At 70.1% G+C, this 23,572-nt stretch carries 48 protein-coding genes; 41 read left to right on the top strand and 7 right to left on the bottom strand.

Annotation, left to right across the window (positions count from 1 at the left end; all coding sequences use genetic code 11):
* The first annotated feature begins 42 nt into the window (after window positions 1-42).
* The 25 genes from ACWEK3_RS09445 (at window position 43) to ACWEK3_RS09325 (ending at window position 11,827) form a co-directional block, all read left to right on the top strand.
* On the top strand, window positions 43-858 hold the full coding sequence (locus tag ACWEK3_RS09445) for a hypothetical protein (protein ID WP_453249376.1): 816 nt from the start codon (window positions 43-45) through the stop codon (window positions 856-858).
* Window positions 855-1,235, top strand: coding sequence for a hypothetical protein (locus ACWEK3_RS09440; protein WP_453249375.1), 381 nt, complete (start codon window positions 855-857; stop codon window positions 1,233-1,235). The genes ACWEK3_RS09445 and ACWEK3_RS09440 overlap by 4 nt, the downstream gene beginning before the upstream one ends.
* On the top strand, window positions 1,232-1,534 hold the full coding sequence (locus ACWEK3_RS09435) for a hypothetical protein (protein ID WP_453249461.1): 303 nt from the start codon (window positions 1,232-1,234) through the stop codon (window positions 1,532-1,534). Before ACWEK3_RS09440 ends, ACWEK3_RS09435 begins: the two co-directional genes overlap by 4 nt.
* Window positions 1,426-1,680: a zinc finger domain-containing protein gene (locus ACWEK3_RS09430; protein WP_453249374.1), complete on the top strand. Its 255-nt coding sequence runs from the start codon at window positions 1,426-1,428 to the stop codon at window positions 1,678-1,680. The genes ACWEK3_RS09435 and ACWEK3_RS09430 overlap by 109 nt, the downstream gene beginning before the upstream one ends.
* On the top strand, window positions 1,677-2,504 hold the full coding sequence (locus ACWEK3_RS09425; protein WP_453249373.1) for a DNA adenine methylase: 828 nt from the start codon (window positions 1,677-1,679) through the stop codon (window positions 2,502-2,504). Before ACWEK3_RS09430 ends, ACWEK3_RS09425 begins: the two co-directional genes overlap by 4 nt.
* Window positions 2,501-2,713 (top strand): hypothetical protein, encoded by a 213-nt coding sequence (locus tag ACWEK3_RS09420; protein ID WP_453249372.1) that lies wholly within the window; start codon window positions 2,501-2,503, stop codon window positions 2,711-2,713. The genes ACWEK3_RS09425 and ACWEK3_RS09420 overlap by 4 nt, the downstream gene beginning before the upstream one ends.
* Before the next feature lie 30 nt (window positions 2,714-2,743).
* Window positions 2,744-2,953 (top strand): hypothetical protein, encoded by a 210-nt coding sequence (locus tag ACWEK3_RS09415; protein ID WP_453249371.1) that lies wholly within the window; start codon window positions 2,744-2,746, stop codon window positions 2,951-2,953.
* 47 nt (window positions 2,954-3,000) lie between these two features.
* Complete coding sequence (locus ACWEK3_RS09410) at window positions 3,001-3,378, top strand: VVA0879 family protein (protein WP_453249370.1); 378 nt, start codon at window positions 3,001-3,003, stop codon at window positions 3,376-3,378.
* A 48-nt stretch (window positions 3,379-3,426) separates the two neighbouring features.
* Complete coding sequence (locus ACWEK3_RS09405; protein WP_453249369.1) at window positions 3,427-4,122, top strand: hypothetical protein; 696 nt, start codon at window positions 3,427-3,429, stop codon at window positions 4,120-4,122.
* Window positions 4,119-4,535 carry a hypothetical protein gene (locus ACWEK3_RS09400; RefSeq protein ID WP_453249368.1) on the top strand — a complete coding sequence of 139 codons (417 nt, stop codon included), beginning with the start codon at window positions 4,119-4,121 and terminating at the stop codon, window positions 4,533-4,535. Before ACWEK3_RS09405 ends, ACWEK3_RS09400 begins: the two co-directional genes overlap by 4 nt.
* Window positions 4,532-4,999, top strand: a complete 468-nt coding sequence (locus ACWEK3_RS09395; RefSeq protein WP_453249367.1) for a hypothetical protein — start codon at window positions 4,532-4,534, stop codon at window positions 4,997-4,999. Before ACWEK3_RS09400 ends, ACWEK3_RS09395 begins: the two co-directional genes overlap by 4 nt.
* Window positions 4,996-6,219, top strand: coding sequence for a hypothetical protein (locus ACWEK3_RS09390; RefSeq protein WP_453249366.1), 1,224 nt, complete (start codon window positions 4,996-4,998; stop codon window positions 6,217-6,219). Before ACWEK3_RS09395 ends, ACWEK3_RS09390 begins: the two co-directional genes overlap by 4 nt.
* A 5-nt stretch (window positions 6,220-6,224) precedes the next feature.
* Complete coding sequence (locus tag ACWEK3_RS09385) at window positions 6,225-6,581, top strand: hypothetical protein (protein WP_453249365.1); 357 nt, start codon at window positions 6,225-6,227, stop codon at window positions 6,579-6,581.
* A complete protein-coding gene (locus ACWEK3_RS09380; protein WP_453249364.1) occupies window positions 6,578-6,799 on the top strand; it encodes a DUF6011 domain-containing protein in 222 nt (73 codons plus the stop codon). The genes ACWEK3_RS09385 and ACWEK3_RS09380 overlap by 4 nt, the downstream gene beginning before the upstream one ends.
* Window positions 6,796-7,323 (top strand): hypothetical protein, encoded by a 528-nt coding sequence (locus ACWEK3_RS09375; RefSeq protein WP_453249363.1) that lies wholly within the window; start codon window positions 6,796-6,798, stop codon window positions 7,321-7,323. Before ACWEK3_RS09380 ends, ACWEK3_RS09375 begins: the two co-directional genes overlap by 4 nt.
* An 80-nt stretch (window positions 7,324-7,403) precedes the next feature.
* A complete protein-coding gene (locus ACWEK3_RS09370) occupies window positions 7,404-8,024 on the top strand; it encodes a hypothetical protein (protein ID WP_453249362.1) in 621 nt (206 codons plus the stop codon).
* Between the two features lie 2 nt (window positions 8,025-8,026).
* Window positions 8,027-8,275 (top strand): hypothetical protein, encoded by a 249-nt coding sequence (locus ACWEK3_RS09365; protein ID WP_453249361.1) that lies wholly within the window; start codon window positions 8,027-8,029, stop codon window positions 8,273-8,275.
* Window positions 8,275-8,406, top strand: coding sequence for a hypothetical protein (locus ACWEK3_RS09360; RefSeq protein ID WP_453249360.1), 132 nt, complete (start codon window positions 8,275-8,277; stop codon window positions 8,404-8,406). The genes ACWEK3_RS09365 and ACWEK3_RS09360 overlap by 1 nt, the downstream gene beginning before the upstream one ends.
* Window positions 8,403-8,633: a hypothetical protein gene (locus ACWEK3_RS09355; protein ID WP_453249359.1), complete on the top strand. Its 231-nt coding sequence runs from the start codon at window positions 8,403-8,405 to the stop codon at window positions 8,631-8,633. Before ACWEK3_RS09360 ends, ACWEK3_RS09355 begins: the two co-directional genes overlap by 4 nt.
* 210 nt (window positions 8,634-8,843) lie before the next feature.
* Window positions 8,844-9,110 carry a hypothetical protein gene (locus ACWEK3_RS09350; RefSeq protein WP_453249358.1) on the top strand — a complete coding sequence of 89 codons (267 nt, stop codon included), beginning with the start codon at window positions 8,844-8,846 and terminating at the stop codon, window positions 9,108-9,110.
* Window positions 9,107-9,448: a hypothetical protein gene (locus ACWEK3_RS09345; RefSeq protein WP_453249357.1), complete on the top strand. Its 342-nt coding sequence runs from the start codon at window positions 9,107-9,109 to the stop codon at window positions 9,446-9,448. The genes ACWEK3_RS09350 and ACWEK3_RS09345 overlap by 4 nt, the downstream gene beginning before the upstream one ends.
* Window positions 9,445-9,915 carry a hypothetical protein gene (locus ACWEK3_RS09340; protein ID WP_453249356.1) on the top strand — a complete coding sequence of 157 codons (471 nt, stop codon included), beginning with the start codon at window positions 9,445-9,447 and terminating at the stop codon, window positions 9,913-9,915. The genes ACWEK3_RS09345 and ACWEK3_RS09340 overlap by 4 nt, the downstream gene beginning before the upstream one ends.
* A 2-nt stretch (window positions 9,916-9,917) precedes the next feature.
* Complete coding sequence (locus ACWEK3_RS09335) at window positions 9,918-10,496, top strand: hypothetical protein (RefSeq protein ID WP_453249355.1); 579 nt, start codon at window positions 9,918-9,920, stop codon at window positions 10,494-10,496.
* Between the two features lie 2 nt (window positions 10,497-10,498).
* Window positions 10,499-11,158 (top strand): hypothetical protein, encoded by a 660-nt coding sequence (locus ACWEK3_RS09330; RefSeq protein WP_453249354.1) that lies wholly within the window; start codon window positions 10,499-10,501, stop codon window positions 11,156-11,158.
* Between the two features lie 90 nt (window positions 11,159-11,248).
* Window positions 11,249-11,827 carry a hypothetical protein gene (locus ACWEK3_RS09325; RefSeq protein WP_453249353.1) on the top strand — a complete coding sequence of 193 codons (579 nt, stop codon included), beginning with the start codon at window positions 11,249-11,251 and terminating at the stop codon, window positions 11,825-11,827.
* Window positions 11,828-11,887: 60 nt separating this feature from the next.
* Here ACWEK3_RS09325 and ACWEK3_RS09320 read toward each other — a convergent pair whose 3' ends face one another.
* Complete coding sequence (locus ACWEK3_RS09320) at window positions 11,888-12,355, bottom strand: hypothetical protein (protein ID WP_453249352.1); 468 nt, start codon at window positions 12,353-12,355, stop codon at window positions 11,888-11,890.
* Window positions 12,356-12,808, bottom strand: coding sequence for a Panacea domain-containing protein (locus tag ACWEK3_RS09315; RefSeq protein ID WP_453249351.1), 453 nt, complete (start codon window positions 12,806-12,808; stop codon window positions 12,356-12,358).
* Window positions 12,809-13,150: 342 nt separating this feature from the next.
* Here ACWEK3_RS09315 and ACWEK3_RS09310 point away from each other — a divergent pair, with 342 nt between their 5' ends.
* Entirely contained in the window at window positions 13,151-13,321 is a 171-nt protein-coding gene (locus ACWEK3_RS09310; RefSeq protein WP_453249350.1) for a hypothetical protein, read from the top strand.
* 181 nt (window positions 13,322-13,502) lie between these two features.
* Here ACWEK3_RS09310 and ACWEK3_RS09305 read toward each other — a convergent pair whose 3' ends face one another.
* Both ACWEK3_RS09305 and ACWEK3_RS09300 read right to left on the bottom strand, forming a co-directional pair.
* Window positions 13,503-13,952, bottom strand: coding sequence for a DUF6221 family protein (locus ACWEK3_RS09305; protein ID WP_453249349.1), 450 nt, complete (start codon window positions 13,950-13,952; stop codon window positions 13,503-13,505).
* A 2-nt stretch (window positions 13,953-13,954) separates the two neighbouring features.
* Complete coding sequence (locus ACWEK3_RS09300) at window positions 13,955-14,254, bottom strand: hypothetical protein (RefSeq protein ID WP_453249348.1); 300 nt, start codon at window positions 14,252-14,254, stop codon at window positions 13,955-13,957.
* Between the two features lie 161 nt (window positions 14,255-14,415).
* Here ACWEK3_RS09300 and ACWEK3_RS09295 point away from each other — a divergent pair, with 161 nt between their 5' ends.
* From ACWEK3_RS09295 to ACWEK3_RS09240, 12 genes are all read left to right on the top strand, one after another.
* On the top strand, window positions 14,416-14,868 hold the full coding sequence (locus ACWEK3_RS09295; RefSeq protein WP_453249347.1) for a hypothetical protein: 453 nt from the start codon (window positions 14,416-14,418) through the stop codon (window positions 14,866-14,868).
* Window positions 14,868-15,062, top strand: a complete 195-nt coding sequence (locus ACWEK3_RS09290) for a hypothetical protein (protein ID WP_453249346.1) — start codon at window positions 14,868-14,870, stop codon at window positions 15,060-15,062. The genes ACWEK3_RS09295 and ACWEK3_RS09290 overlap by 1 nt, the downstream gene beginning before the upstream one ends.
* A gap of 92 nt (window positions 15,063-15,154) precedes the next feature.
* Window positions 15,155-15,322, top strand: coding sequence for a hypothetical protein (locus ACWEK3_RS09285; RefSeq protein ID WP_453249345.1), 168 nt, complete (start codon window positions 15,155-15,157; stop codon window positions 15,320-15,322).
* Window positions 15,319-16,797, top strand: coding sequence for a glycosyltransferase family 2 protein (locus ACWEK3_RS09280; protein WP_453249344.1), 1,479 nt, complete (start codon window positions 15,319-15,321; stop codon window positions 16,795-16,797). Before ACWEK3_RS09285 ends, ACWEK3_RS09280 begins: the two co-directional genes overlap by 4 nt.
* Window positions 16,798-16,807: 10 nt before the next feature.
* Window positions 16,808-16,966 carry a hypothetical protein gene (locus ACWEK3_RS09275; RefSeq protein ID WP_453249343.1) on the top strand — a complete coding sequence of 53 codons (159 nt, stop codon included), beginning with the start codon at window positions 16,808-16,810 and terminating at the stop codon, window positions 16,964-16,966.
* Between the two features lie 18 nt (window positions 16,967-16,984).
* Window positions 16,985-18,256 (top strand): DUF2637 domain-containing protein, encoded by a 1,272-nt coding sequence (locus ACWEK3_RS09270; protein WP_453249342.1) that lies wholly within the window; start codon window positions 16,985-16,987, stop codon window positions 18,254-18,256.
* 1 nt (window position 18,257) lies between these two features.
* Window positions 18,258-19,130, top strand: coding sequence for a hypothetical protein (locus ACWEK3_RS09265; protein ID WP_453249341.1), 873 nt, complete (start codon window positions 18,258-18,260; stop codon window positions 19,128-19,130).
* A 10-nt stretch (window positions 19,131-19,140) separates the two neighbouring features.
* On the top strand, window positions 19,141-19,545 hold the full coding sequence (locus ACWEK3_RS09260; RefSeq protein ID WP_453249340.1) for a hypothetical protein: 405 nt from the start codon (window positions 19,141-19,143) through the stop codon (window positions 19,543-19,545).
* Complete coding sequence (locus ACWEK3_RS09255) at window positions 19,542-20,219, top strand: hypothetical protein (RefSeq protein ID WP_453249339.1); 678 nt, start codon at window positions 19,542-19,544, stop codon at window positions 20,217-20,219. The genes ACWEK3_RS09260 and ACWEK3_RS09255 overlap by 4 nt, the downstream gene beginning before the upstream one ends.
* 84 nt (window positions 20,220-20,303) lie before the next feature.
* Window positions 20,304-20,552, top strand: coding sequence for a hypothetical protein (locus tag ACWEK3_RS09250; RefSeq protein WP_453249338.1), 249 nt, complete (start codon window positions 20,304-20,306; stop codon window positions 20,550-20,552).
* Window positions 20,553-20,600: 48 nt separating this feature from the next.
* Window positions 20,601-20,789: a hypothetical protein gene (locus ACWEK3_RS09245; RefSeq protein WP_453249337.1), complete on the top strand. Its 189-nt coding sequence runs from the start codon at window positions 20,601-20,603 to the stop codon at window positions 20,787-20,789.
* A gap of 116 nt (window positions 20,790-20,905) precedes the next feature.
* A complete protein-coding gene (locus ACWEK3_RS09240; RefSeq protein WP_453249336.1) occupies window positions 20,906-21,460 on the top strand; it encodes a GIY-YIG nuclease family protein in 555 nt (184 codons plus the stop codon).
* Here ACWEK3_RS09240 and ACWEK3_RS09235 read toward each other — a convergent pair.
* From ACWEK3_RS09235 to ACWEK3_RS09225, 3 genes are read right to left on the bottom strand one after another with little or no spacing between them, the layout of a single operon-like run.
* Entirely contained in the window at window positions 21,450-21,644 is a 195-nt protein-coding gene (locus ACWEK3_RS09235; RefSeq protein ID WP_453249335.1) for a hypothetical protein, read from the bottom strand. The two genes, ACWEK3_RS09240 and ACWEK3_RS09235, sit on opposite strands and share 11 nt — an antisense overlap.
* A gap of 49 nt (window positions 21,645-21,693) precedes the next feature.
* A complete protein-coding gene (locus ACWEK3_RS09230) occupies window positions 21,694-21,843 on the bottom strand; it encodes a hypothetical protein (RefSeq protein WP_453249334.1) in 150 nt (49 codons plus the stop codon).
* Window positions 21,840-22,085, bottom strand: coding sequence for a helix-turn-helix transcriptional regulator (locus tag ACWEK3_RS09225; RefSeq protein WP_453249333.1), 246 nt, complete (start codon window positions 22,083-22,085; stop codon window positions 21,840-21,842). Before ACWEK3_RS09225 ends, ACWEK3_RS09230 begins: the two co-directional genes overlap by 4 nt.
* A 136-nt stretch (window positions 22,086-22,221) precedes the next feature.
* On the opposite strand from ACWEK3_RS09225, the gene ACWEK3_RS09220 reads away from it, so the two are divergent.
* From ACWEK3_RS09220 to ACWEK3_RS09210, 3 genes are read left to right on the top strand one after another with little or no spacing between them, the layout of a single operon-like run.
* Window positions 22,222-22,563: a DUF6011 domain-containing protein gene (locus ACWEK3_RS09220; RefSeq protein ID WP_453249332.1), complete on the top strand. Its 342-nt coding sequence runs from the start codon at window positions 22,222-22,224 to the stop codon at window positions 22,561-22,563.
* Between the two features lie 14 nt (window positions 22,564-22,577).
* The gene (locus ACWEK3_RS09215; RefSeq protein ID WP_453249331.1) at window positions 22,578-23,048 is read left to right on the top strand and encodes a hypothetical protein; all 471 of its coding nucleotides are present in this window, start codon (window positions 22,578-22,580) and stop codon (window positions 23,046-23,048) included.
* 38 nt (window positions 23,049-23,086) lie between these two features.
* Entirely contained in the window at window positions 23,087-23,548 is a 462-nt protein-coding gene (locus ACWEK3_RS09210; protein WP_453249330.1) for a hypothetical protein, read from the top strand.
* The last annotated feature ends 24 nt before the right edge of the window (window positions 23,549-23,572 follow it).

Below are 23,572 nucleotides of genomic sequence, written 5' to 3'. Positions count from 1 at the left end.
TTCGTTATGCCCTGATCGGTACGAACCAGAGAGAAGAACCAGTTGAGCACTGAGGAGCAGGCCTCCGCCTCAAGCGGCGGTGTGCCGAATGCCTTCGGTAACGCCCTGTCGTGGAAGTGGACGCGCCACATGTCCACCTATCTACGGCGGTCGGGGCTGCCGCTGCTCCTGTGCCAGTTGCGGAACCTGGCCAGTGCCTCCGGAGAGGTCGCGTTCTCCTCGGACCGCAAACCCATTCGCATCCAAGACATCGCCAAGGCCGCCTGCGCCAACGAGAAGGACACGCGCCGCTACCTGGAGGCCGCGATCCGGGCCGGCGTCGTGCGGGTGCTCGGCGAGCGGAAGCGCGGCGCAGCGACCCGGTACGTGATCGTCCCGCACCCGTTCCCGGACTGGCAGGCCGCTGAGGACTACCTGAAGTCGACCGCGCGGAAGCCAGGGAAGCGGCCCGCGGTGTGGTCCGAGGACACCGAAAGTTCGGGTGACCGCGACCCGAACCAGAACGGGTCACCGCGACCCGAACTTACCGACGGTACGGCCGAGGAAGTTCGGGTCACCGCGACCCGTATGAGTTCGGGTCACCGCGACCCGAACGGTTCGGGTCACCGCGACCCGAACAACCCAGGGGGGTTCCCAGGGTCTTCCCATGACGGGGCTGAGGTCTCTTTCAAACCTCAGGTGGTTGGGCGCTCCGGTGATCAAGCCGAATCCCACGAACCAGACCCCAACGACCACACCACCTGGCACCAGTGCCCGGTCTGCCACCGGCGGATCATGCCCGACCCCCGCCGCCCCGACCGCACCGTGCACACCCGCTGCGAACCCCTCCTCGCCGACCACGAAAGGCACAGCGCATGACACCCGAACAGGCTGCGTGGGTCCGGGAACACGTCCTAGCGCCCCGCGAGATCCCGCCCGCCTACGCCGAATGCCCGTGCCAGGGCGTATCCAACGCGTGCGAGCACGGCCAGCACGACGAGTGCGGCCATGAGCAGTGGATCGCCTGGGGCGGCTACGAGGAAGAAACCGTCATCGGCCGTGGCTTCGGCCCCTTCCCCTGCGAGGGCGCCTTCGGCCTCAGCAGCGACGCCGACGTCTACCTCGCCGACCGCGCATGCCGCACCCGCTGCAACTGCCACTGCCACCAGCCCGTACCGCGGCCCAGCGCAGCACCCCAGGAGACCGAACAGCTCGACCTGTTCGCCACCACCGCCCACGGAAGGCACACCGCATGAAGCCCGACGACCCCCGCATGGCCAACGTCGAATGCGGACTCGCCCGCACCAGCTACCGATACGGCCGGGACGGAGTGGAGATCGCGGAGGGCATCATCACCACCCGCATCTGGGCTCTCCTCCACGTTCGTGCCGGCCGCGCCCAGAACCCCGACGCCTTCCCCACCTACGGGCCCGACGCGTCCGAGGAATGCGCGGCCCGCCGCATCGTCGCCGACCTACTCGACGCCGGATGGCGGCCGCCCGACACCGACTGCCTCGACCTCCCCGACAGCCCGTCCGCCGGCGACGTGACATGAGAGAGCGCTACCGCTGCCCCTGGTGCCACCCCCCGCCCGGTCAACGCTGCACCACCCCCACCGGCCGCCCCATCGCCATCCCCAGCCACGACGCACGACTCCACGCCTGGACCGCACAGGCCGCCAAGACCGGAGCCCTGGAATGAAGCCACCCGTCCCGTACTTCGGGTCGAAGCAGAGCGTCGCCGACTGGATCGTCGGACTCCTGCCCGACCACGACCACTACGTCGAGCCGTTCGCCGGCGGGCTCTCCGTCCTGCTCGCCAAGCGCCCGTCCCAGATGGAAACCGTCAACGACCTCGACGGCCAGCTGATGACCTTCTGGCGTGTCCTCCGCAACCGGCCCGACGAACTGATCCGCGCCTGCGCGCTCACCCCCCACAGCCGCGCAGAGCAGATCGCCGCCTACGGATCCCTCGACGCCGAGGACGACCTCGAGGTCGCCCGCCGCGTGTGGGTCCGCCTCACCCAGGGACGCTCCGGGATGCTCCGCCGCACGGGATGGCGGCACCACGTCCACCCGGCCGGATCCGCCACGTCGATGCCCGGATACCTCGACGCCTACGTCGACCGCATGGCCGCGGCCGCGGAACGTCTGCACGCCGTCTCTCTGGAATGCCTCCCCGCGCTCGACCTCATCGCCAAGTACGGAAGCCACTCCAGCGTCTTGCTCTACGTCGACCCGCCCTATCTCGGATCAACACGCGGCTGGGGCCGTAACTACCAGCACGAAATGAAGACCGACGCCGAGCACCGCGAGCTGGCGGCCGCACTCACAGACTGCCATGCCTCGGTCGTCCTCTCCGGCTACCACAGCCCCCTCTACGACGAGCTGTACGCCGGCTGGCACCGGTACGAGCAGCAGTCCATGACTGGCAACGCCAAGGCCGACAAGGCGCGCACCGAAGTCCTCTGGGCGAACCGCCCGCTCGGCGACCAGTTGCACCTCTTCAGCGAGGTGAGCGCATGACCACCCCATACGAGCGCCTCATGGCCGAGGCAATCCCCACCCGGCCCGCACCCGCCCCGAAACCCGAGCGTCCGTCGCGCCTGCCCGGCCCCTGGACGGCGGAAGAGCAAGACGCCCACTGGGCCGAACTTTGCACCGAAGTCGGAGCCACCAACGAACGACGACCCGCACTCCGCCTCGTCACCGACACCGTCACCGACGCCGCCTGAACGGCCGTAGCGCACACCAGGAGGAACGCCGTGAAGCAGCTCGCGTTCGACGACCCGTCGTACACGGTCCACTGCTTCTTCGACTGCGGGCACCGCGTCAGCACAACCGACCCGGACGAGTCCCACGAGCAGATGGAACAGCACTACAGCGAGCAGCACGGCCCCGACATCCACCGCGCGCTGACCGTGGACCCGCCGTCCCCGTCAGATCCTCCGCAGCGCCGTTCACGCCGCCGTTGACGCACCACCCCAACACCACCGACCCCAATGCCGCGTAGGAGCAGCTCATGACCACCACCACCGAGCACCGCAAGCTCACCCAGGCCGAACTCGTCACCGAAGCCACCGAGCGCTTCGGAAACGACCCGCTCAAGTGGGCCTTCGTCTGCCCCTCCTGCGGAGACATCGCCAACGGCCAGGACTTCAGCAAGGCCCTCGCCGAACACCCCCGCAAGCACCGCTCCGGCGAGACCGTCATCGCCTCCGACATCGTCGGCCAGGAATGCATCGGCCGCACCCTCGGCGCCCTGACGAAAAGCAGCCGCAAGTACACCGGCCGCGGCTGCGACTGGACCGCCTACGGCCTGTTCGGGGGCCCCTGGGAGATCACCCTCCCCAACGGCCGCACCATGCACGCCTTCCCCCTCGCCACCACCCCTTGCTGACAAATCTGTCAGCTACCCCACCTATCCGCACCACCTCGGAGCAACCGCATGCATGACCACGCTGAAACGGACAACACCGGAGCCACACGGGCCACAGAAGCGCTCAACGGGCCTACAGAGCCCCAGAACCACCCCGGAGGCGACAAGCCCCCGACCACACCCGCAACGGCCGCCAGCGGGCAGCACAGCCCCCGCAACGAGGCACCCACGGACCGTCTCGCCTACCGCGCCGAGGTGCTGGCCAAGGCCATCGGCCGGCTCCGCGCGATCCCCGTCACGTGTACCGCCCTCACCGGGCCCGTCTGGTACGGCACCGGCTGGAACGACGCGATCACCGCGCTGGAGGAGATCGCCGAGTACCAGACCCCGGACGACGAGGCGTACCCCGGCGAGTTGCAGCGGCTCCGCGCGCTGGCCCTCGCGGTCCGGGTGGCCATCCGCAAGGACAGCCTGCCCGAGGTGAGCCGCGTCATGGACGCGCACGTTGCCTGGGAGGCCAGCGCCACCAACGGCGAGGCCGCTGCGGACTTCTTCCAGCCCGGTCACAGCTACACCCACCGCGACGGAAGTACCTTCGACTGCGTCGCCGTCACCACCCACCCCGACGGCGGCGAGCGCGTCGCACTCGGCTGGCACACCGACACCGCTGACTGGACGTTCGTCGGTGTCCGGAACATCAACCACTGGAACCACGAGTACGACGGCGTGCAGCCGCCCGCCGAGGCCGGGGAGGTGTCGGCGTGACGCGGCCCTGGACCCCGGACCGCGTCAACGCGGACGGCTCGACCACGATCAAGATGAAGCGGGCATGCAACGGCTGCGGCCAGCGGCTCGGCGACGTCACCGACGCCGAGATGGCCCGCGCGGTCAACGGACTGCCCCTGCCTGACGTCCGCCGCGAGTGCCTGGCTTGCGCTCCGACCGCACCCGAGCCCGCATGCCGGCCGATGGAGATCGTCGCCGGTGACGCGCTCTGCCTGGAGCTGGAGTGCGACCACACGGGCGGAGGCGGCTCGTACAGCATCCCGCCGGACTCGTACTGCGACGAGGTGGCCGAAGCGGTCGTCTGCGCCACGCACTCCGAGATCACCAACCTCGGCGAGATCGTCCGCGCCGAGCCCTGGCCCTGCAAGCACTCGAAGGCGGTGACGGCATGAACGCCGAGCACTGGAACGAGCGGTACCCCGTTGGCACGCCGGTCCTCGCCTACCCGGGCGCCCGACCGGAGGACGGCGCGAACGACGAGACGCTGATCACCCGGACCCGCACCAAGGCCCAGGCCGTCAGCAGCGGCACCGACGTGGTCTGGGTCGACGGGCACGGCGCCTACATCGCCCTCACCCATGTCGACCCGGTCACCGAGGAGCAGTGGGAGCAGGCGCGGATCGACCGCGACACCAACACTGCCGCCCGCCGCGCCGCCCTGCTCGACGCCATCCGCGCCTACCCCAACCGGTGGAAGCCCGAGCGTGCGGCCTTCGCCGCAAAGCGGGCCGGGTTCGGCTGGGTCAGCGAACGCACCGCAACCGCCGACCTTGAAGCCCTGGCCGCCGACGGGCACCTGACACCGGTCACCGAGGTCGTCATCCGCCACTACGACCTCACGGAGGCCGCACGATGACCGAGCAGACCGAAGACACGTTCTGGGCTGAGGAGCGGGCCCGCGACGCTGCCGAGCGCGGCCGCCACGCCGACCCGGGAGCCTGCGGCACCTGCACGACCGCAACCGCAGCCGGCGGGCAGGTCGAACACGACGAATGCGCGAAGCGCGCCACCCTCCTCCCCGCACCGGACGCCCCCGGCTACGAGCTGATCACCGGCATGACCGAGGAGGAAGTCTGGGCACTCCCGGCCCGCTTCCACCACCCGGTGTTCATGGAGTCGTCCACCCCCAAGGCATGGGTGTGCGCCGTGTGCTGGGGCGACGGCTGGTCCACGCTCTGGCCGTGCAAGACCGCCGTCGACCAGGGCCTGCGCGTCTTCACCGCCGACGACTACGCCGAGACCGCGGCCAAGCGGCAGGCGGCCGAGCTGGCCGCGTACAGGGCCCTGGAACTCGGCAACCTCGACGGCCGCGTCTCCGCCGCGTGCGGGAACCCCGAGCACCCGACCTGGCTGCGCAAGCCGGACGACGCCCGCGGCTGCCCCTGGTGCCGCCTGGCCGAGCTGGAGTCGTCCGCCAGCGACGAGCAGCTCGCCGAGATCGAGGCCCGTGTGACGGCCGCGACCGACGGCCCGTGGGAGCGGTACACCGGGTACGGCCCGCACTTCTACGCCAACACCGCCGGCCCGTACCTCCGCGGCGTCGGCGACCTCAACTTCGGCGTCGGCGACCAGGCCGCAGCCGACGAGGAGTTCGTCCGGCACGCCGCCGAGGACGTGCGCACGCTGCTGGTCGAGGTCCGCCGCCAGCGCGCCGAGCTCGCGAAGTACGTCGGCAAGGAGCCGACGATCGCCGAGGAGATGGCCTACCTCTCCCGCTGCATCAACACCGTCCTCGACCTGTGCACCAAGGCCGAGGAGCAGGCCGGCCGGTGGGAGCAGCCGCTCCCGGTGCCCGAGTGGGTCGCACCGGTACGCGCCGCCGCCGAGGGCCTCGTCGAACGCCGCTCGTACCCGCCCGCCCTGCCCTGGGCGCAGCTGATGGACGACGAGGACCTCCAAGAGTTCCTCGCTGAGCTCTCCGGCGTGGCAGTCGGCCGCTCGGTCGTGCCCAACGTCCAAGACGCCCTGGCTGATGTCGAAGACACCTGCGCCCGCTGGCGCGCGATCGCCGAAGCCCAGCACGCCCACAACACCGCCCCCGGCCCGAACGCACCCAAGGACGGTGAGGACCAGTGACCGCCGTGCCCGAACCTGTCGCCCGGGCCACCGAGTACGAGGTCAACTGCCTCCCCGAAGATGACCTCGAAAGCCATCTCTTCGCCATCCGCGTCCAGTACCGCGGCAACGGCCGATACGCCGTCATCCGCCACGGGGACATGTGCCTCGGAGCCGACGGCACCTGGGACTTCGGCGTCAAGGAGTACGACCGCGGCCAAGCCTGGCTCGACGCCCACCGCTTCGACCGCGACACGGCTCTCCGCCTCGCGAAACAGCAGGCACCGCACGTCACCGTCAACGGGTTCACCGTCGCCGACGCCCTGAACATGCAACAGCGACGGACCGAACGGCGCACCACGGCCCGGGAGCCCGGCACGTGACCGACCCCACCGGCGAGGAGGAGCCCGTCACCTGCACGTGCGGGCGCCTCCTCACCGACCCCGAATCAATCGCCCGCGGACTCGGACCCGTCTGCCACCGCCGCATCCACGGACGCCCCAGCCGCAGGCCACGCACCACCAGCCCGGCCGCCGAGCCGGGCCCCGGGCAAGACGAACTGCCCCTGACCGACCAACTCCCCCTCTGGAGCGCCACATGACCAACCGCCCGCTGCTCCTCATCGACGTGGACGGCCCGCTCAACCCCTACGCCGCCAAACCGCAACGCCGCCCGGAGGGCTACCAGACCCACCGGATGCGCCCCACCGGCTGGGAGCAGCCGTGGCAGAAGCCACTCCGGGTGTGGCTCAACCCGGCGCACGGCCCGGCCCTGCAGGAGCTGCCGTTCGACCTCGTCTGGTGCACCACCTGGGCGCACGAGGCGAACGAGTGGATCGGCCCGCACATCGGCCTGCCCTCCCTCCCCGTCATCGAATGGCCCGAGGACGCACGTAACGTCCCGGCCGGCGCCACGTTCTGGAAGACCCGGCACGTCGTCGACTGGGCGGCCGGGCGGCCGTTCGCGTGGATCGACGACGACTTCACCGACGCCGACCGGGAGTTCGTCGCCGCGTCCCACGACGGCCCGGCGCTGCTGCACTTCGTCAGCCCGCGCGCTGGGCTTCTGCCGCCTGACTTCGAGGCGCTCACCGCGTGGGCGGCCAGCCTCGCCAACCAGCCCTGACCCACCACACGGCGCCAGCCGCCCGCTGTCCGATCCAGCGGGCGGCCATCCCCCGAACCTTCCACAACGAGGAGTTGACCATGGCCGACACCACCGCTTACGTCGAAGTGCTTGCTCGCCTGCTGTGCGCCGCCGACGTCCACGTGCACGACGGCGACCACCCGAGCTGGCAGCAGCTACGCGTTGCCCGGCATGGTCGTGGGCAGGACGACTACCGCAAGGCCGCCCGATGGCTGGCCGCCCGACTGACCGTTGCAGACAAACCGGCCACCGTTCAGCAGCCGCCCGCCGATCAGGCCGCCGTCTACGCCGAGGTTGCTGACCGGCTCGCCGCCGATGCGGAGCAGGGCGACAAGGAAGGCCTAACGCGGATCTACCGGCGCTCCGCCGCCAAGCAGGTACGCGACTGGGCCAACGAGTTGCGCCGCATGGCCGACGAGGCGCAGCAGCCCGAGTCGTCCACGCTCGACGAGGCAGCCCTCGCGCGCGACAGAACGCAGCTCCTCGAAGCGATGTCCGGCGTCAGCGAGGAACGCTGGTGCGCCGGATGGATGGAAAGCCTGGACCAGCGTCTGCACGCCGAGGCCGGCATCTGGGAAACCATCGGCCGCACCATCGGCTGGCCCACCGGCAACTACGACCACTGGGTGTGGATGTCCTGGGACGAGGCCGCGCGCCTGTACTCGTCAAAGGAGTCGTGATCATGGCTGACTACACGACCGAGACCGTCACCCGCACCGTCCGCCGCTGGATCATCCCCGCCAGCGAACCCTGGGGCGCGGCCGGCGAAGAAGTGTCCAAGGCGTGGGGTGCGGCCGCCGCCACATACCGGCAGGCCCACCAGCTCGCCGAAGACGCCTCCATCCCCGGCGACGCACTGCGGTTCCACACCCGAGACGACCGCATCGTCATCGAGTTCACCACCGAGCAGCAGCCCGGGGAGCCCCACTGATGCCCGATCCCGGACTCGTCCTCGTCGGCGTCGCCTGCTGGTTCCTCGGCTGCCTCTGCTTCCTCGCCTCCGGCCTTACCCACCTCGCCCACACCATCCGCCAGACTCGCCGCACCCGGAAGCCTCAGTGATCAACCTCGCCATCTTCGTGTTCACCGTCTGCACCACCAGCGCAGGCATCCTCGGCCACCCACCCGTCCTCGCCGACTGGGCCTGCCGGACGGCTACGTGGGCGGCTCGCAAGGTCTCTCGCGCCTCCCAGGCCACCCGCGCCCCCGAACAGCCCTCAGCAGGCCGCGTACGCCCCGTCCCGTCCTGGGCCCACACCGAGCCCTACCAGTACGACGAAGCAGCCTGAACGCCACCCGCCCGGCGACCGATCACCAACCTGCTCCACTGAAGGAGCAGCCCCGGATCGGCCGCCGGCCACCAACCCTCCCGGAGGCCCCGTGAACAGCCCGTTAGCGGTCGCCATCCTCGCCTGGCCGATCGCCTGCGCCATCCTCTACGCCCTCCGAGCCGCCTGGCGCGCCGCCACCCGACACTCCCGCAACCGTCGGAGCACCCGATGACCGAGCCCTGGAACACCATCAGCCTCGCCGCGAGCATCGCCATCTTCGCCGCCGCAGGCCTCGCCCGCTGGCGCCACTGGATCACCAGCCGCACCTTCGCCCTCCTCTGGGGCGCCTCCTGCGCCATCACCTCCGCCCGCTCCGCAACACGCGGATGGTGGCCGCTTGCCGTGGCCGGCGCCGTCGTGGTCGCGCTGATGTTGTGGCTGTGGTGGGCCGAGCGCCCGACACGCTCAGCAGCGGACGGCGGTGAGCAGCAGTGACCCCGCACCTCACCACCGCCCGCGCCTGCACCGCCGCCACACCCCTCCTCGCAGCCAGCGCCTGCTACTCCGCCACCGCCAACCCTTGGCTCGCCCTCCCCGGCCTATACGCCGCCGCCGTCCTCGCCTGGACCGCCGCCCGCTCCTACACGGCACACCGGCGCACCCTCGCCGAACACCACTGGGCCAGACGCCAGGAGCTCGGCGCCTGCCCGCCACCGCTGGACCCGTGCTGCCTGCTCGCCCACCACAGCAACGGCGCAGCACACGACCACCGATGCACCCAGCCGCGCCCCGACCGCCAGGGCGCCGACTACGACCACGGGACCGCCGCATGACCAGCCGCCCGACCGCGAGCACGATCACCGATCCACAACTCGACGAGCTGTACGCGCAGCGAGACCGGGCCCGAGACGCCCTCCGGCACCTGATGCGGTACCTGCCCAACCACGCAGAGACCGACGAGCAGCACGTCGACCGCACCCCGCCGGCCGCCGTGCGGCAGCTGGTCGACGCGCTCGCGGAAGCGCTGCCGGAGTTCGACCCGGCCGAAGAGCGGGACTTCGTGTGGCGGCAGTACCAGCGCACCCACCGCATCCTGAGCCGCCGCGTGGGGCGCGCCGAGGCCGCCATCGAACGCGTGCGCAAGGTGCAGCCCGACGAGCGCCCCGTGTACGGCGACCTGTCGCAGGGATACCGCAACGGCTGGAACGAATGCCTCACCGCCATCCACGCCACCCTCGACGACACCGAGCAGTCCAAAGAACAACACCCGTTCACCTGCCCCGGCCCCAAGAAGGACTGACCATGGCCAACACCGAATGGAACGGCGAGCCCTGCAAAGCCCGCCGCGTCACCGCCATCGTCGCCGACGACGACCGCTTCCCCGCCTACTGGGCCCGCCACCTCGTCGACACCCGCCGCAACATCGTCGAAGTCGAGTACGGAGGCGAGAAGTTCTACCTGGACGACGAAGACGGCTCGGGCTGGCACAAGGTCACCCACGGCGGTTCACCGCGCTGGACACACAGCAACATCACCATCGACCCCGACACCATCCAACCCCGCGGCCAGCAACTCGCCGCCCCGGACAAGCCGTGCCCGCACGAGAACTTCGACGCCACCGTCGACGTCAACCGCATCACCGCCAGCGACAACGACCCGACCGTCGTCGGCTACAACGCCGACATCAAGGTCAACTGCGCCGACTGCGGCGAACCCTTCCGCTGGACCGGAGTCCCCGCCGGTGCATCACCCCGCGAGCCGATGTGCAGCATCGACGAAACCGAACTCCGCGCCCCCCTACGGCCGGCATCGGCAGACCCGGACTTCGGCCTCGGCCTGCCCGGCTTCGCCGTCAACTACCGCCACCCGAAGGAGAGCTGAGCATGGCTGACTGGCACACGGCTGGCTGCGCCCGCGACTGCTCCGAACAGCACACCTACAAGCTCGGCCGCTGCGCCCTGTCGACCGACACCCCACCCGAGCCCACCGTCGGCATCACTCGCGTCGAGACCGAGTTCGACGGCGAGCCCGGCATCGTCGTGCGCAGCATCCCCGTCTCCGCCTGGGAGGCGCTCGTCAAGGTCACCATGTGGGTCTCCCGGGGCCGCTCCGCCGCCTTCATCCCCGACCCGGACATCGCACCGGCCTATCCGGACGCTGCCGCGCGCAGAGCCCTGGGCGCACTCCACGACTCGGGACTGCTCCCCCTCGGCGACAGCCCGGCAGCGACCCAAGCGACCGAGCCCGTCGACGTGGACGAGCACGTGTGCAAGCCCGGCGCGCGCCTCTACTACTGCCCGGCCGGCGGCGAGGTCGAGTCGGACTGCCACGGCGACTTCGACGTCTGCTGCGACCGCCTCGACCGCCACCAGGCGCTCCTCAAGTGCAACCTCGCCTACCTGCGGCAGTCGCACGCCGCGCACTCGTGGGAGCCGCAGCCCGGCATGAACCCCGTCCACTGCCAGGGCTACGGCGAACCGATCAACCCCGCGTCCGGCGTCAGCGACAGGGCGGGTTGCGGGAGCGGATCACCGAAGCCCTGACTTCCGGACACAGTTTCGACACAAGGCCTCCACAACTGCCTTACCGCAGACCATGATTCATGCTTCGACCGCAACACCTCAGGGGGGACCATGAGCGACGACACCACACCCGCGCCCACGCTCGAAGACGAGCCACCGACGAAGAAGCGCCCCACCCGCGCGATCACCATCGGATCGGCCGTAGCCGCCATCCTCGTCATCGCCGGCGTAGGCCTCGCGATCTCCAGCAACAAGAGCGACGACAAGGCCGCACCGGCCGCCAGCAGTAGCGCGCCAGGCCCGACCCCCAGCGCCAGCAAGGACATCGCTCAAGAGTTCGCCGACTGGAGAGATGACGGCGGCCTCGACACCCTCACCACACTCTCCGCCGACCTCAAAGCCGTCGATGAGGCATCCCACCCCGCCGACCTCGACGGCCTCCGCGACAGCTGCTCCACTCTCACCGCCGACATCGAAACCGCCCAAGAAGGCGACCCGCTCCCCGACAAGGCCACGAACAAGCGCTGGAGCCTCGCCCTCGAGCACCTCGGCAACTCGGCCACCGCCTGCACGCTCGGCGCCGTCAGCAGCGATCAGGCGTCGTTCGACCTGATGGCGTCCGAGATGGAAATCGGCACCAAGCACCTCCACGCCGTGGTCGAGCGTGTCGGCGAGGTGCTCGACCAGTGATGAAGCAGCCCCCGCCCGGATCGTCTCCGAGCGGGGGCGCAGCGCCTTGTGGTGCTGGGGTCACGTGTTCTTGAGCTTGGACGGGTACACCTCGTGCCGCGGATCCCACCAGACCACGTGGAAGATGTTGCCCTCAAGGAACCCATAGAGGCGCTGGAGACCCGTGAACTCAAGCCGCTGGATCGCCGTCATATCATCGCGACGCATAACCGTCAGACGATCCAGAGCCTCCTTGCAGAGACCGCCCGGCAGGTCGTATTCCTTGAACAGACGCCAGGAACCACGCAACTCGGACACCGTCATCGACTCGCAGTCGGCCAGCTTCCGCAGCACTTCACACAGCACCGCCGGCTCCATGCCATCGAACCCCCACCGGCCATCGTGATCGACGTGCGTGAAACGCCAGCAGAGACGATCCCCCGACGAACCTGCACCGGGTAACAGCGACAGCGGGTTACCGGTGCGCTTCTCATCGGCGATCGGCGCCGATGGAACCCGCAGCTTCTGCTTCTTCCCCCCTTTGGCCACTCAGTCCTCGCGGCCTACCAGGGCGCCGAAGAAGTCGGCGATCTCTTCATCCCGCAACTCCTCGCTGCTGCGCTGCAAGTCGGCAACGCCAGCCCTGTTGCGGGCATCCAGCCACGGGCCAGGCTGATGCGTCATCGCGGACAGTTCGTGCGCCGTGTAGGTACGGAAGTTCTCCAGCACCACGTTCACCGACTCGCGCTCACCGTCGTCCAGCGCGACCGGATCCCCCTGGATGTCAGCCTTATCCAGCTGGTACCGGCCGCGGTGCTGGTCATACAGTTCGTAAACCACCGGCCCATTCGCCCAGGCTTCGAAACGCTCCGGGAACAGCTGCCGGTCCTCCCACGCCATGTGGTAGCCGTAGGCGAAGTAGCAGAGCTTCTGCAGCTTCATCGCGGACATCGGCCCATCCTTGGCCAGTATGTACGCCGCCACGTCCTGCACGCTCGCCATGGTGTCCCCTCTAGTGCCTGTCGCTGCCAACGTAGACGAGCCGCACCCCAGCTGCGACTCAGCAGACCCACGGGCAGGAAGGCACTTCCCCCATATGCTGCAACCGTATCGGCCTGCGGCAACGCCCGGAAGACCGGGGGTGAAACCCTGGACGCCCGATGACACGCCGAACGGTTGTATGAATTCTTGTCCGCGGCGACACGGCCCTCAGACCATCCGTCCAAGCCCACCGCCACGCCACTGGGCAAGCGCGACATCGCGGCATCCAGCTCGAGTACACCCTCTTGACCCCCACCAGGCCGCAACGCACCCTGAACCCTTCACGCGCCACAGGGAGGCCCCGTGTCCGAACCCGACCATCGCATCGTCACCCACGAGGCCGGCGACCACCGGCTCATCGCGATCGTGGAACGCACCCCGGAAAACGACCAGCTAAGCGACGAGGAGATCGCGGCCCGGCTCCGCGAATGGAAGCGTAAGCAGCGGCATCTCCGCGTGGTCGACGACGAGTAGCACGCTGGCCTCTCCAGGCAGCAGTCGGTCCGCCGATCCCTACCCCTGGAATCGGCGGGCCGTTGTACCCCCAAGGTGTGCGCCCCGCGAGGGGCAATTCCGACCGTACGCCGGAGTGTGCGGGCTGGGAAGACGGCGATGCCCCCGCCTCGACGGAGAAGGGGGGCATCGGCGTGTACGGCTACGGCGGCCACGACTCCTTGTAGCCAGGCCGGTCCACGTAGGGCAGGGCGAGCAGACACAGTCGACGTTCCACTCGCGCGTCCCGGCCGCAGTCACAAGGCCCGCCCCGCCGGCCGTCGTCGCAGGTCTCTCCGCCGTCGCGTTCCTCGCTAGCCGCGGCGCACGTGTACCAGCAGTCCTCCACGACATCGTGCTTCTCCGAGAGGAAGTCGTCGACCAACTGCCGCTTGGCCTCGATCTCGCGCAGCGCACGCTCCGGATCCCACTCCGCCATGTACTCGCCGTAGCGCGGCAGGATGACCGACGTGATCTCGTTCCCATTGCCGAGGTCCCGGATCTCCCGTACGCAGTGGTCGTACTCCCACGCCAGGAACACGGGGTGCGTAGCCCGCGCGATCCGCTCGTCCTCGTCGAGCTGGGCGCGCAGCCACTCCGCCAGGTCATCCATCGTTATTCCTCTGGCTTCTTCTCGGCCTTCGGTCGTGTCGTGCCGGACCCTTTACCGCGAAACACCGCCTGGACCGTACTCGGTTTGATCTCAAGGCGCGCCGCGATCTGCCGGTATGACAGACCTGTCCCGTTGTCCCACAGTTCCCGGATCAGCTCATCGCGGTCCTGCGACCAGTCCTTATTTCGGTTGGCCTGCTCAGCCATGATCTTGCTCTGAGCTTTGATCCGCTCTTCACGATCCGCGATCTGTTCGACCGCGTTCAAGGCGTCCGTCACGCGGCGCACCTCCTCGTCGCTCATCCCGGCCCTTTCCTCCGGTGGGCCGCTTGCCATGGACTGTAGGGGACCCCTACAGTCGGGAGCAAGCAGCCCGCGCTGCCCAACGAATAAGCCCCTGGCCCGGCGCTGGAACGCCATATGGGCCAGGGGCGCCCACCTTCAATCGCGACAAAGAGGCAGGCATGCCCAACCGTACCGATCAGCCGTTACCGCAGCACACCCCGGCACTCCCCGAACCCTCGTACGCCCGCCAGGTCCTGGACGTGATCGTCGACGAGCTGGAGCGCACCGGGAACCGCCGGCGCCTCCTCACCGAGGTCGGCCTGCGTCGCGCGTTCACCGTCGCCGTCGCCGCGAAGCTCCACGCGCTGCCGACCGCGGTCGCCAACGAGGTGTCCGAGCAGGTTGCCAAGCTCCTCCCCAACACCGGCCCGGTCATCACGCACGGCGGATACGCGACCCTGCTGCGCGAGATCGCGCAGGGCACGCGGAACACCCCCGCCGACGACGAGAACGCGTCGGCCGCCGAACTCCACGATCGCGCCGACGCCGACTACAGCCGCGCACGTGCTCGCCGCAGCCAGTTGTCAAACGAGGACCGCCTGAACGGCAACGCACCCGAAGGCGGCCGCTGATGGGCGACACCTTCGGCGGGACCTGGCATCGCCCCGGTGAGACCAGCCGCAAGTGCAAGGACCGCCAGCGCGGCCGCTCCATGCGCGAGTTGCAGGACCGCGCCTCCTTCGACCACGAGCCCCAGTCCGGCTGTGGCGCCCTGTTCCTCCTCGTCATCCTCGCGGCCGCGGCCCTCGGCCTGCTGCTCTCGTGACCGGCCGCAGCAACTGACTGTCTCCGACCGGCCGGCCCCGAACCCCCGCCCGGGGTCGGCCACCCACTCACCGATCCAGAACAGGAACCCACGTGTCCGACCACGGCAAGCTCGCATCCACCGGCGCCGGAGCCCTCGTCATCGGCACCACCGTCATCACCGGCTGGTACCTCCTGGCCATCGCCGCCGGCATCATCGTCATCGGCGCCGTCTGCATCCGCTTCGGCTTCCGCCGCGGCAAGAACGCGGGGCAGCCGTGACCAGACCCCTTGACGCGCGCCTGCACCGTTCCGGCATGGTGTTCGCCGCCGCGGTCACCTTCCTCGCCGCCGCCGTCTGGGCCGCCCACCACGGCGTGCAGGCCGCGCACTACGGCGACCAGGCCGTCAGCCGCCTGGCCGCCGTGTGGGCGATCACGTTCCTGCTGCTGCTCTCCCAGACGATCATGTACCACTGCGAGCGGATCCGCCGCCCCTCGCCCCGCGCCCGCCGCCAACTCGACGCCCTCCACGTCGCCGTGCTCCTGCCCGTCTACAACGAAGACGACGGCTACCTGCGGCTCGGCCTGGAGTCGATGCTCGCCCAGACCCGCCGACCCGACAGCGTGCACGTCGTCGACGACGGCTCCACAAGCGGCGACTACGCCCAGGTGCGCACCTGGTGGATGCAGGCCGCGAAGGCGGCCGGGATCGCGACCACGTGGCAACGGACCCCCAACGGGGGCAAGCGGCACGGCCAGGCCGCCGGCGTCCGCAAGTCCCCGGAAGCGGACGTGTACGTGACGGTCGACTCCGACTCCTGCCTGGCTCCGAACGCGCTCGAGGAGATCCTGCTCCCCTTCGCGAAGGCCCGCGTGCAGTCGGTGGCCGGGATCGTCCTCGCGACCAACCACCGGGCGAACCTCCTCACCCGGATCACCGACCTGTGGTTCGTGACCGGCCAACTCACCGACCGGTCCGCCCTCTCCGCCATGGGCGCCGTCCTCGTCAACAGCGGACCGCTCGCCGCGTACCGGGCCCCCGTAGTCCGGGACAACCTGGACTCCTACCTGGGTGAGACGTTCCTCGGCCGGCCCGTCATGTTCTCCGACGACAGCTTGCTCACCCTGTACGCACTGCTCCGCGGCCGCGCCGTGCAGCAGCCCAGCGCTGTGGTGTTCACCGCCCTGCCCGAGAAGTCCAGCCACTTTGCCCGCATGTACATGCGATGGATGCGCGGCTCGACGATCCGCTCCCTGTGGCGGATGCGCTACCTCCCAGTCACGGGGTGGGCGTACTGGGCGCAGCTGCTCCGCTGGTTCCAGGTCGCCCTGTCCACCACGGTCCTGGGCTGGCTCCTGATCGTCGAACCCGTCCGCTACGGCACCACCCCGCCGGCCTCATTCCTCGTCGTGCCGTTCCTGATCGGCTGGGCCCAGGCCCTCCGCTACCTCGGCGTCATCCGCAGCGACGAACGCATCCGCCAGCGGGCGATCACGTGGCTGCTCATGCCGGCCGCCGTCCTCGGCGCCTGGACCGTACTCCGGGCCATGCGCTGGTACGGCATGGCCACCTGCGCCCGCACCGGCTGGGGCACCCGCCAGAACGGCGCCGAAGTCACCCTCGACAACGCCTCCGCCGACGAGGCCACCGAACGGGTGGCGCTCCCGGACGACGACACCATGCGGATCCCGCTCGTGACGCTGCCTGCCCCGGACACCGAGACCACCCTGCAGCTCCCGCTGCCCGCCCGCTGAGGAGCCTGCCGTGACCCGCCGCCGTCATCGCAGCACCCCGCTCGGCCTCGACAGCCCGCTCGCCCGGTACGGGTTCACGGCGCTCGCCGTCCTCGCCCTCGCCAACAACCTGCCGCTGCCCGGCCTCGCCTGCACCGCAATCGCCATCTACGCCTGGCGTAGCCGCTGACCGCTCCGGAGGAGCACCGTGAACACAGACCAGCTGACCCCGTTACAGCGCAGGCTCATCGCTGGCGTTGCGGCCGGCGCCTGCGTGATCGCCGTGATCGGGTTCATCGGCTCGTACGCCGCGGTCCGCGGCCTCGCTGAAGCGAAGCACTTCGGCCAGTTCGCGATGCTCTTCCCGATCGGCCTCGACGCGGGCATCCTCGTGCTGCTCGCCCTCGACCTGCTGCTCACGTGGCTGCGCATGCCCCTGCCGCTGCTGCGCCACATCGCCTGGCTGCTCACCGCGGCCACCATCGCCTTCAACGGCGCAGCCGCGTGGCCCGACCCGATCGGCGTCGGCATGCACGCCGTGATCCCCGTGCTGTTCGTCGCCGTCGTTGAGGCGGCACGGCACGCGGTCGGCATGGCCGCGGACATCAGCGCCGACCGGCATATGGAGTCGGTACGGCTGTCGCGGTGGCTGCTCGCACCCGTGCGGACGTTCTTCCTGTGGCGGCGCATGAAGCTGTGGGAGCTGCGCTCGTACGACGAGGTGATCGCTCTCGAACAGTCGCGGCTCGTCGAGCGGGTGCGGCTGCGGAAGCGCTACGGGTGGCGGTGGCGTTCGAAGGCGCCCGTCGAGGTCGTCATCGCGTACCGGCTCACCCGGTACGGGCGTTCCCTCGCTCCAGCCGAGGGCTCCCCGGCCGCCGGCCACGTCGGCGGATACGACCCGGCACGGGACGGAGGCGTCACGGCCGTGCAGCCACAGTCGCGGCCCCAGCCGGGTGCGGATGCGGCAGGGGACTTCGATGCCGTCGCCGCATCCGCACTCGCGATTGCGCAGCCGGATGCGGCCGAGTGCGCAACCGCGGCTACGCGGCCTGTCGAGGGGGCTGCGCAGCCGGATGCGCTGATCCTCGACCTCTCGCCGATGCTGCCCCCGCACCCCGAGATGTGCGCACCCGCACTCGGTAAAGCTGCCCAGCCGACTGCGCAACCGGCTGCGCCGAAGGCCCCACCCGCCGACCGCCCGCGTCGACGTCCTGCTGCAACTCACGCCACGCACAGCCGCGACGTGGTGAAACTGCGCATCCCGGATGCGGATGCGCAGCTCCTCGACCAAGCCCGCGAGCTGAACGCGCAGTCCCTGCGCGAGGACGGCCGCAAGGCCCCTCTCCGACTGCTGCAGAACGAGCTGGGCATCGGCCAGCGTCGCGCTCAGCGCATTCAGGCGATGCTCCCCGACACGCTCGCCGCAGCCGTCGCAGACGCGGATGCGGATGCGCACTCACCCGCGAAGGAGGCGTGACATGACCACCCCGCCCGACGACCACGAGCTCGCCGTGAAGGCCCGGCTGATCGCGCTCATTGACGGGCCCGAAACTGCGGCTGCGCAGCCGCATGCGGTCAACGCCGCAGCCGCAATTGCGCAGCCGCACGTACCCATGCAGCCGCAGCCGGACCGCGCAGCCGCCCCCGGTGGCACCTGGTGGGATGCGCTGTACAAGGCCGGCGCATCCGACACCCACGACACCCGGCCGGACGACCGCAGCCCGGATGCGCAGCCGCAGCCGGGCGACCGCAGGCCGGACCGTCGGCGTATCCAGCCGTGGTGGACCGGCCGTCACGTCGACCTCACCAAGGACACAGACGAGGACGACACCGAGCCGCCCACCGACGACGACTCCGAAGAACCGGCCCTCGACGGCGAGGACGACGCGGAGACGGACACGGACGACGACACCGACGAGGGCGCATCCACGCGCCGCCGCATCTCCCGCACCCGGCTGCGCACTCGACCCGCCGTGCACAGCCGCCGCCCCGCAGCTGCGGCCACGGGCGCGGCACGCGCACTCGTCGACGAGCCCGCCCCGAGACTCGCCCTCGTCGACGCGTACGCAGCCGTCCCGTACCGCATCCGCTGGCTGGCCCTGCACGCCGCCGCCGCCGGCGCGGGCTGGCGACTCGGCATCGTCGACTGGGCCACGGACACCACCGCCTGGTACGCGGCCGGCCACTGGGTAAGCCCGTCCGCCTGGGTTCTGTACGGGCTCGGCGCCTGCGCTATCGCCCTGTATCGGCGCACCCGCAGCTGGGCGTGGCCTGCCGCATGGGCTGCCGCCATCCCCGTCTCGTCCGTCGTCGCCGGCGTGCTGCTGTACGGCACCGGCTACCACCCCTGAGGAACCCTCCGTGAACAGCGTCTTCGGTAACCTCGGCCCCGTCGGTCTTGCAGTGGTGCTCACTGTGCTGCTGCTCGTCGGCATCCCCGGCGGCGGCAAGCTCAAGCCGCTCGGCTGGTGGCCCACCCTCATCCTTTCGATGCTCGCCGGCTCCGCGTACAAAGCGGCTGGCGGCCTGTTCCGGCTGGTCCCGGACTTGGTCGGCAGCGTCATCTCGACCGTCAACGGCGTGATCCCCGGCGTCACGATGCCCGCGCTCGCCCTCGCCACCGCGATCTTCATCCTGTTCAAGAAGCTCACGACGAAGCAGGTCGGCATCCTCGGCATCTTCTTCTGGTACATCGCCGCAGGCGCTGGCGGTACCTGGGGTTACGTCTCCAACGCCATCGCCCACCTGGGGGCGAGTGTCGCATGACGTACTTCAACCTGCGGAAACTGCCGCCTGCGCCCGAGCCGGAGCCCGTCGAGGAGCAGCTCGCCGAAGCCGTGGACGAGCCGGAAGCGGACGACGCCGACGACGGGCAGCCGACGGGGTGGGCAGGTGCCCTCCGCGCCGGCCTGCTCGGGCCCGGCACTTGGCTGGCCGCGCGGTTCGGTACCGGGACCGCCTGGAGCGTGCACGCCGTCGCGCTGTGGGCGAGCGTCTTCTACGGCGGCTGGGTGACAGTCGCCGTCATGCTCGTGTGGCTGGCCGCGGTCGGGGCGTTCATCCCGCGCGACCGGCTGGAGGAGTTGGCCGCCGCGATCGAGCGGTGGGACACGCGCCGCCGCAGGCCCCCCGCGAGCGCGCCGGACGAGGCTCCGTTGAGCGGGGGGAGAGAGCCCATCGTGAGCCTCCTTCGCACCCTCATCGGCGATGCCCACGGGGTGCACGTGCGGACCGTCCTCGCCCACCTTCAGGAGCACGGTCAGTGGGGGGACAGGACGGTTGCTGACCTGAGGGTGCATCTGGAGGCTCTGGGTATCCCGGTCCAGCCCAAGGTGAAGGTGGGCGGAGTACCCACCCGCGGGGTGCTCCGCGCCGACCTCGACGCCCTGTCCCCTCCCGAGGAGACGGCCCCGTCTCCCGGCCCGCCTCCCGTCGTCTGACCTGCACGTCTACCTACTGTCTCCCCGCCGTCTCCCGCCCCTCTCCCGGGGTGGGAGACGCACCCGTCTCCCCAGGAGCAACCGATGCCGTACGAGTACCAGTGCCGGCAGTGCGATGCGATCTCACCGGCCAGACGCGACCACCGCGAGGACGCCGAGGCCGACCAAGAGCAGCACCGCGCGACCACGCACGGCGGGCTGGCGCCGGCCGCGGGGGACGGCGTGCGCCGCGTGCACGCGGAAGCCCGCGGGGACGGTTGCCTGCCGTCGGGCTCGTTCTGGGCCCTGCTGTTCTTCCTCGCCCTGGTCCTGGCGAACTGTTGGGGCCGTTGACCGCAAGCCCCGGGGCAGACCGCTCCGGTCACCAGAAAGGGGCCACTCGTGCCCAAGTACACGTACCAGTCCGCACCCGGCCTGCGGATCCGCACCACGAACTTCGCTGGCACAGCGAAGGAGTTCGCTGAGGCACTCGCCGGAGACTGCCGGGCTGACCACGGAGTCGAGCCGAACGTGCGCGTCTGGCTCGGCGACGGGCCTGTCACCGGACCGCCCGCCGCGACCGCCCGGTGAGTCGAAGCTCCCAAGGATTGACGCGCCGACCTGCCACACTGGACCCGGGCCCCGTCGCGTCTCCCCCGTCGCGGCGGGGCCGCCGCGTTGTCAGACCCTTCCGGCACGATGCCTTTGTGAACTGCGTCATCTGCAACAGCCCCAACGCACGCCACTGGGGGGCGTACGGCCCCACCCCGGCATGCAACCGCTGCCATAGCGAGCGGGTCAGCCAGCAGCAGGCCGCCCTGGCCATCAAGCCCACCTGCCTGTACAGGCTGTACGACGCCTCTGGCCGACTGCTGTACGTCGGCATCACCTCAGATATCGCACGCCGATGGAAGGAACACCGCACGAAGCACCGGGAATGGTGGCCACAGATCGCCGAGCGACGCGTGAGCTGGTTCCTGAGGCGTGACCACGCCTGGCACGCCGAACGCGAGGCCGTATGGACGGAACGTCCCCTGCACAACGACGAGACCGCCGCGTACATCGCTGGCACTCTGCCCGCTCCGCTCCAGAACCCGGAGCCCACACCGAAGCCGCCGCCTGGTGACGGGTGGTGGCGGGACGAGCGTGCCGTCGCCGAGTACACGCTGGCATGGAAGATCTGGCTGGCGCAGCTCCGCGACGCTGGCCTGTCGCCGGAGGAGGGGATGGAGGCGCTGCTCGCTTCCCTGGCTACGTTGTAGCGGGTGTTTCGCTGGCAGGCTCTTCGGCTTGTGCCGGCGGTCGGGGCACCGCACGGGCCATCCAGCGGCTGTCGGTGAGCATCCGCGGCAGCATGACGGGCACGTATCCGGCGTCGACGAGGCGCGCGAGGCCCTCGGCGCACTCGTCCTCGCTGTCTGCCTGCACCCCAATCCGGATCGCCATGAGCCCAGTGTGGCGGGCGTATTGACCGGGTGCAGGCGGAATGCGGGAATCAGCGCCGTCGCGCGAGCCTGAGCCGCGGGAGGCGCCAGAGGCGCGTGCCTGGCGACACGGCCGGCTTGGTCGCGGTTAGGTACGCGAGCGCGGCGCCGAAGCCCACGCCGGGGACGAGGATGGCCAGGCCATACAACAGGTCACTCATGTCGTGGGCTTCTCGTCCGGGCGCACCGGCGTCTCGCGCAGGTCGGTCCGCGCGCCCTGGCCGGGCCGCTGGAAGTTGATGATGGTCGCTGGCTTCCAGACCGGCGAGCGCCCGAAGACGTTGTCCGGCTCGGGCAGTTCGCCGCGCTTCCGTGAGCGGTACGTGCGCACGGTCTGCGGCGCGACGTTCCAGTACTCGGCGATGTCCTGCACAGTCCAGTAGTCGGCGTTCGGGTCGGCCATCTCTACCCCTTGTCGTCGTGACGTGGACAAAGTCTAGGCGCTCCACCCTCCTTCGACATTGCTGCATTCATATTGACAAGGTTGACCACGCGACCTAACCTTGTCAATATCAGCGAGGCGAAGTTAGGGGTAAGTGATGAACGCCGTAGCAACCACCGAGCACACCCACTGCCTCCGCTGCCACAGGGTTCTCCGGTCCGCCAAGTCGATCGCCGCCGGCTACGGCCCCACCTGCGCCCGCCACATCCGCCGCGCCCCCGTCGACACCAGCGACTACAAGCCCCACCAGATCGCCTCCGCCCGCGAGTTGATCGAGGACGCCGCGATCATCCCCCTCCGCAGCATCGTCTTCATCGCCGTCTCCAGCGACGGCACCGAGACCTACAAGACCGCCCCCACCACCTGCAACTGCCCGGCCGGCCTGAAGGGCTCACGCTGCTACCACCAGCTCGCCGCCCGCATGCTGCTCGCGGCCTGATAGGAGAAGCACGAATGGACACAGAGGCCGTCGTCTGGCTGCGCCCCGAGTACCAGGGCCGCGAGGACGAGCTCATCCACCTCGCGGCCGCCGCGGACCTCGTCGGCGTCACCCGCTCCGCCCTCTCCAACTGGGCCAGCCGCCACAGCAACTTCCCGAAGATCGTCCGGCTCGTCGGTCCCCGTGAGCGGCGCACGAAGTGGGTCGCACGCGAGGAGTTCTTGACCTTCGCCCGCGCCCAGCTCAACAAGCCGCGCGGCCCGAACAAGCCGTCCGCGCCGGCCCGGCCTCGCGCGGAGATCCTCGCCGACCGGATCACCCACCACGAGGCGCAGATCAAGCGGCTCGCCGAGCTGGAGACGAAGCACGCAGCTGCCCTGAAGCGGACCCGTGCCGCTCTGGCTCGGCACCGTGACGACTTGGCCGTGGCCCGCCGGCAGATGAAGGCCGAAGCTCAGGCCGTCACGCGCCTCGAATCGAACTGACTCGTACAACCAGCCAGCCCTCTCTGAAGGAGAAACCCGTGGACTTCCGCGACGCCCTCGCCTCCGCGCTCGCCGACATCACCCCCCAGCCGTGGGAGTACACCGCCCCCGGTGGCGGCACCCTCACCGTCATCCCCGCCGGCCTCCGCGAAGACCCTGGCTGCGCCGAGGTGTACGTGAGGATCACGTTCAGCAAGACGCAGGCCGCACAGGCCTCGGTCACCACAACCGACCTGCCCACCCTGATCGCCGTGCTGAGCAAGCCGGTCACCGCCTGCTGGGAGTTGGTCGCACGCTGGGCCGACGGCACCCCCAAGACGCCGCTGCTCGACGGCGGCATCACGCTGGAGCCCACCTTCGGCGGGTTCACGATCACCGTCACCAGCGAGAACGGCGGCAGCACCGCCACCGCCACCATGGGACTGCCCGACAAGCAGCGGATGCCGCTCGCGTCCGCGCTGCGCCGGGCGCTGGATGTCGCCCGCGGTTGGGAGGACTGACTGGCTGCACCGGAACACGAGGGC

The organism is Streptomyces sp. NPDC004721 (assembly GCF_053601495.1).
The sequence above is the reverse complement of the archived record's forward strand: the minus strand, read 5'-3'. Positions and strand labels throughout refer to the sequence as shown.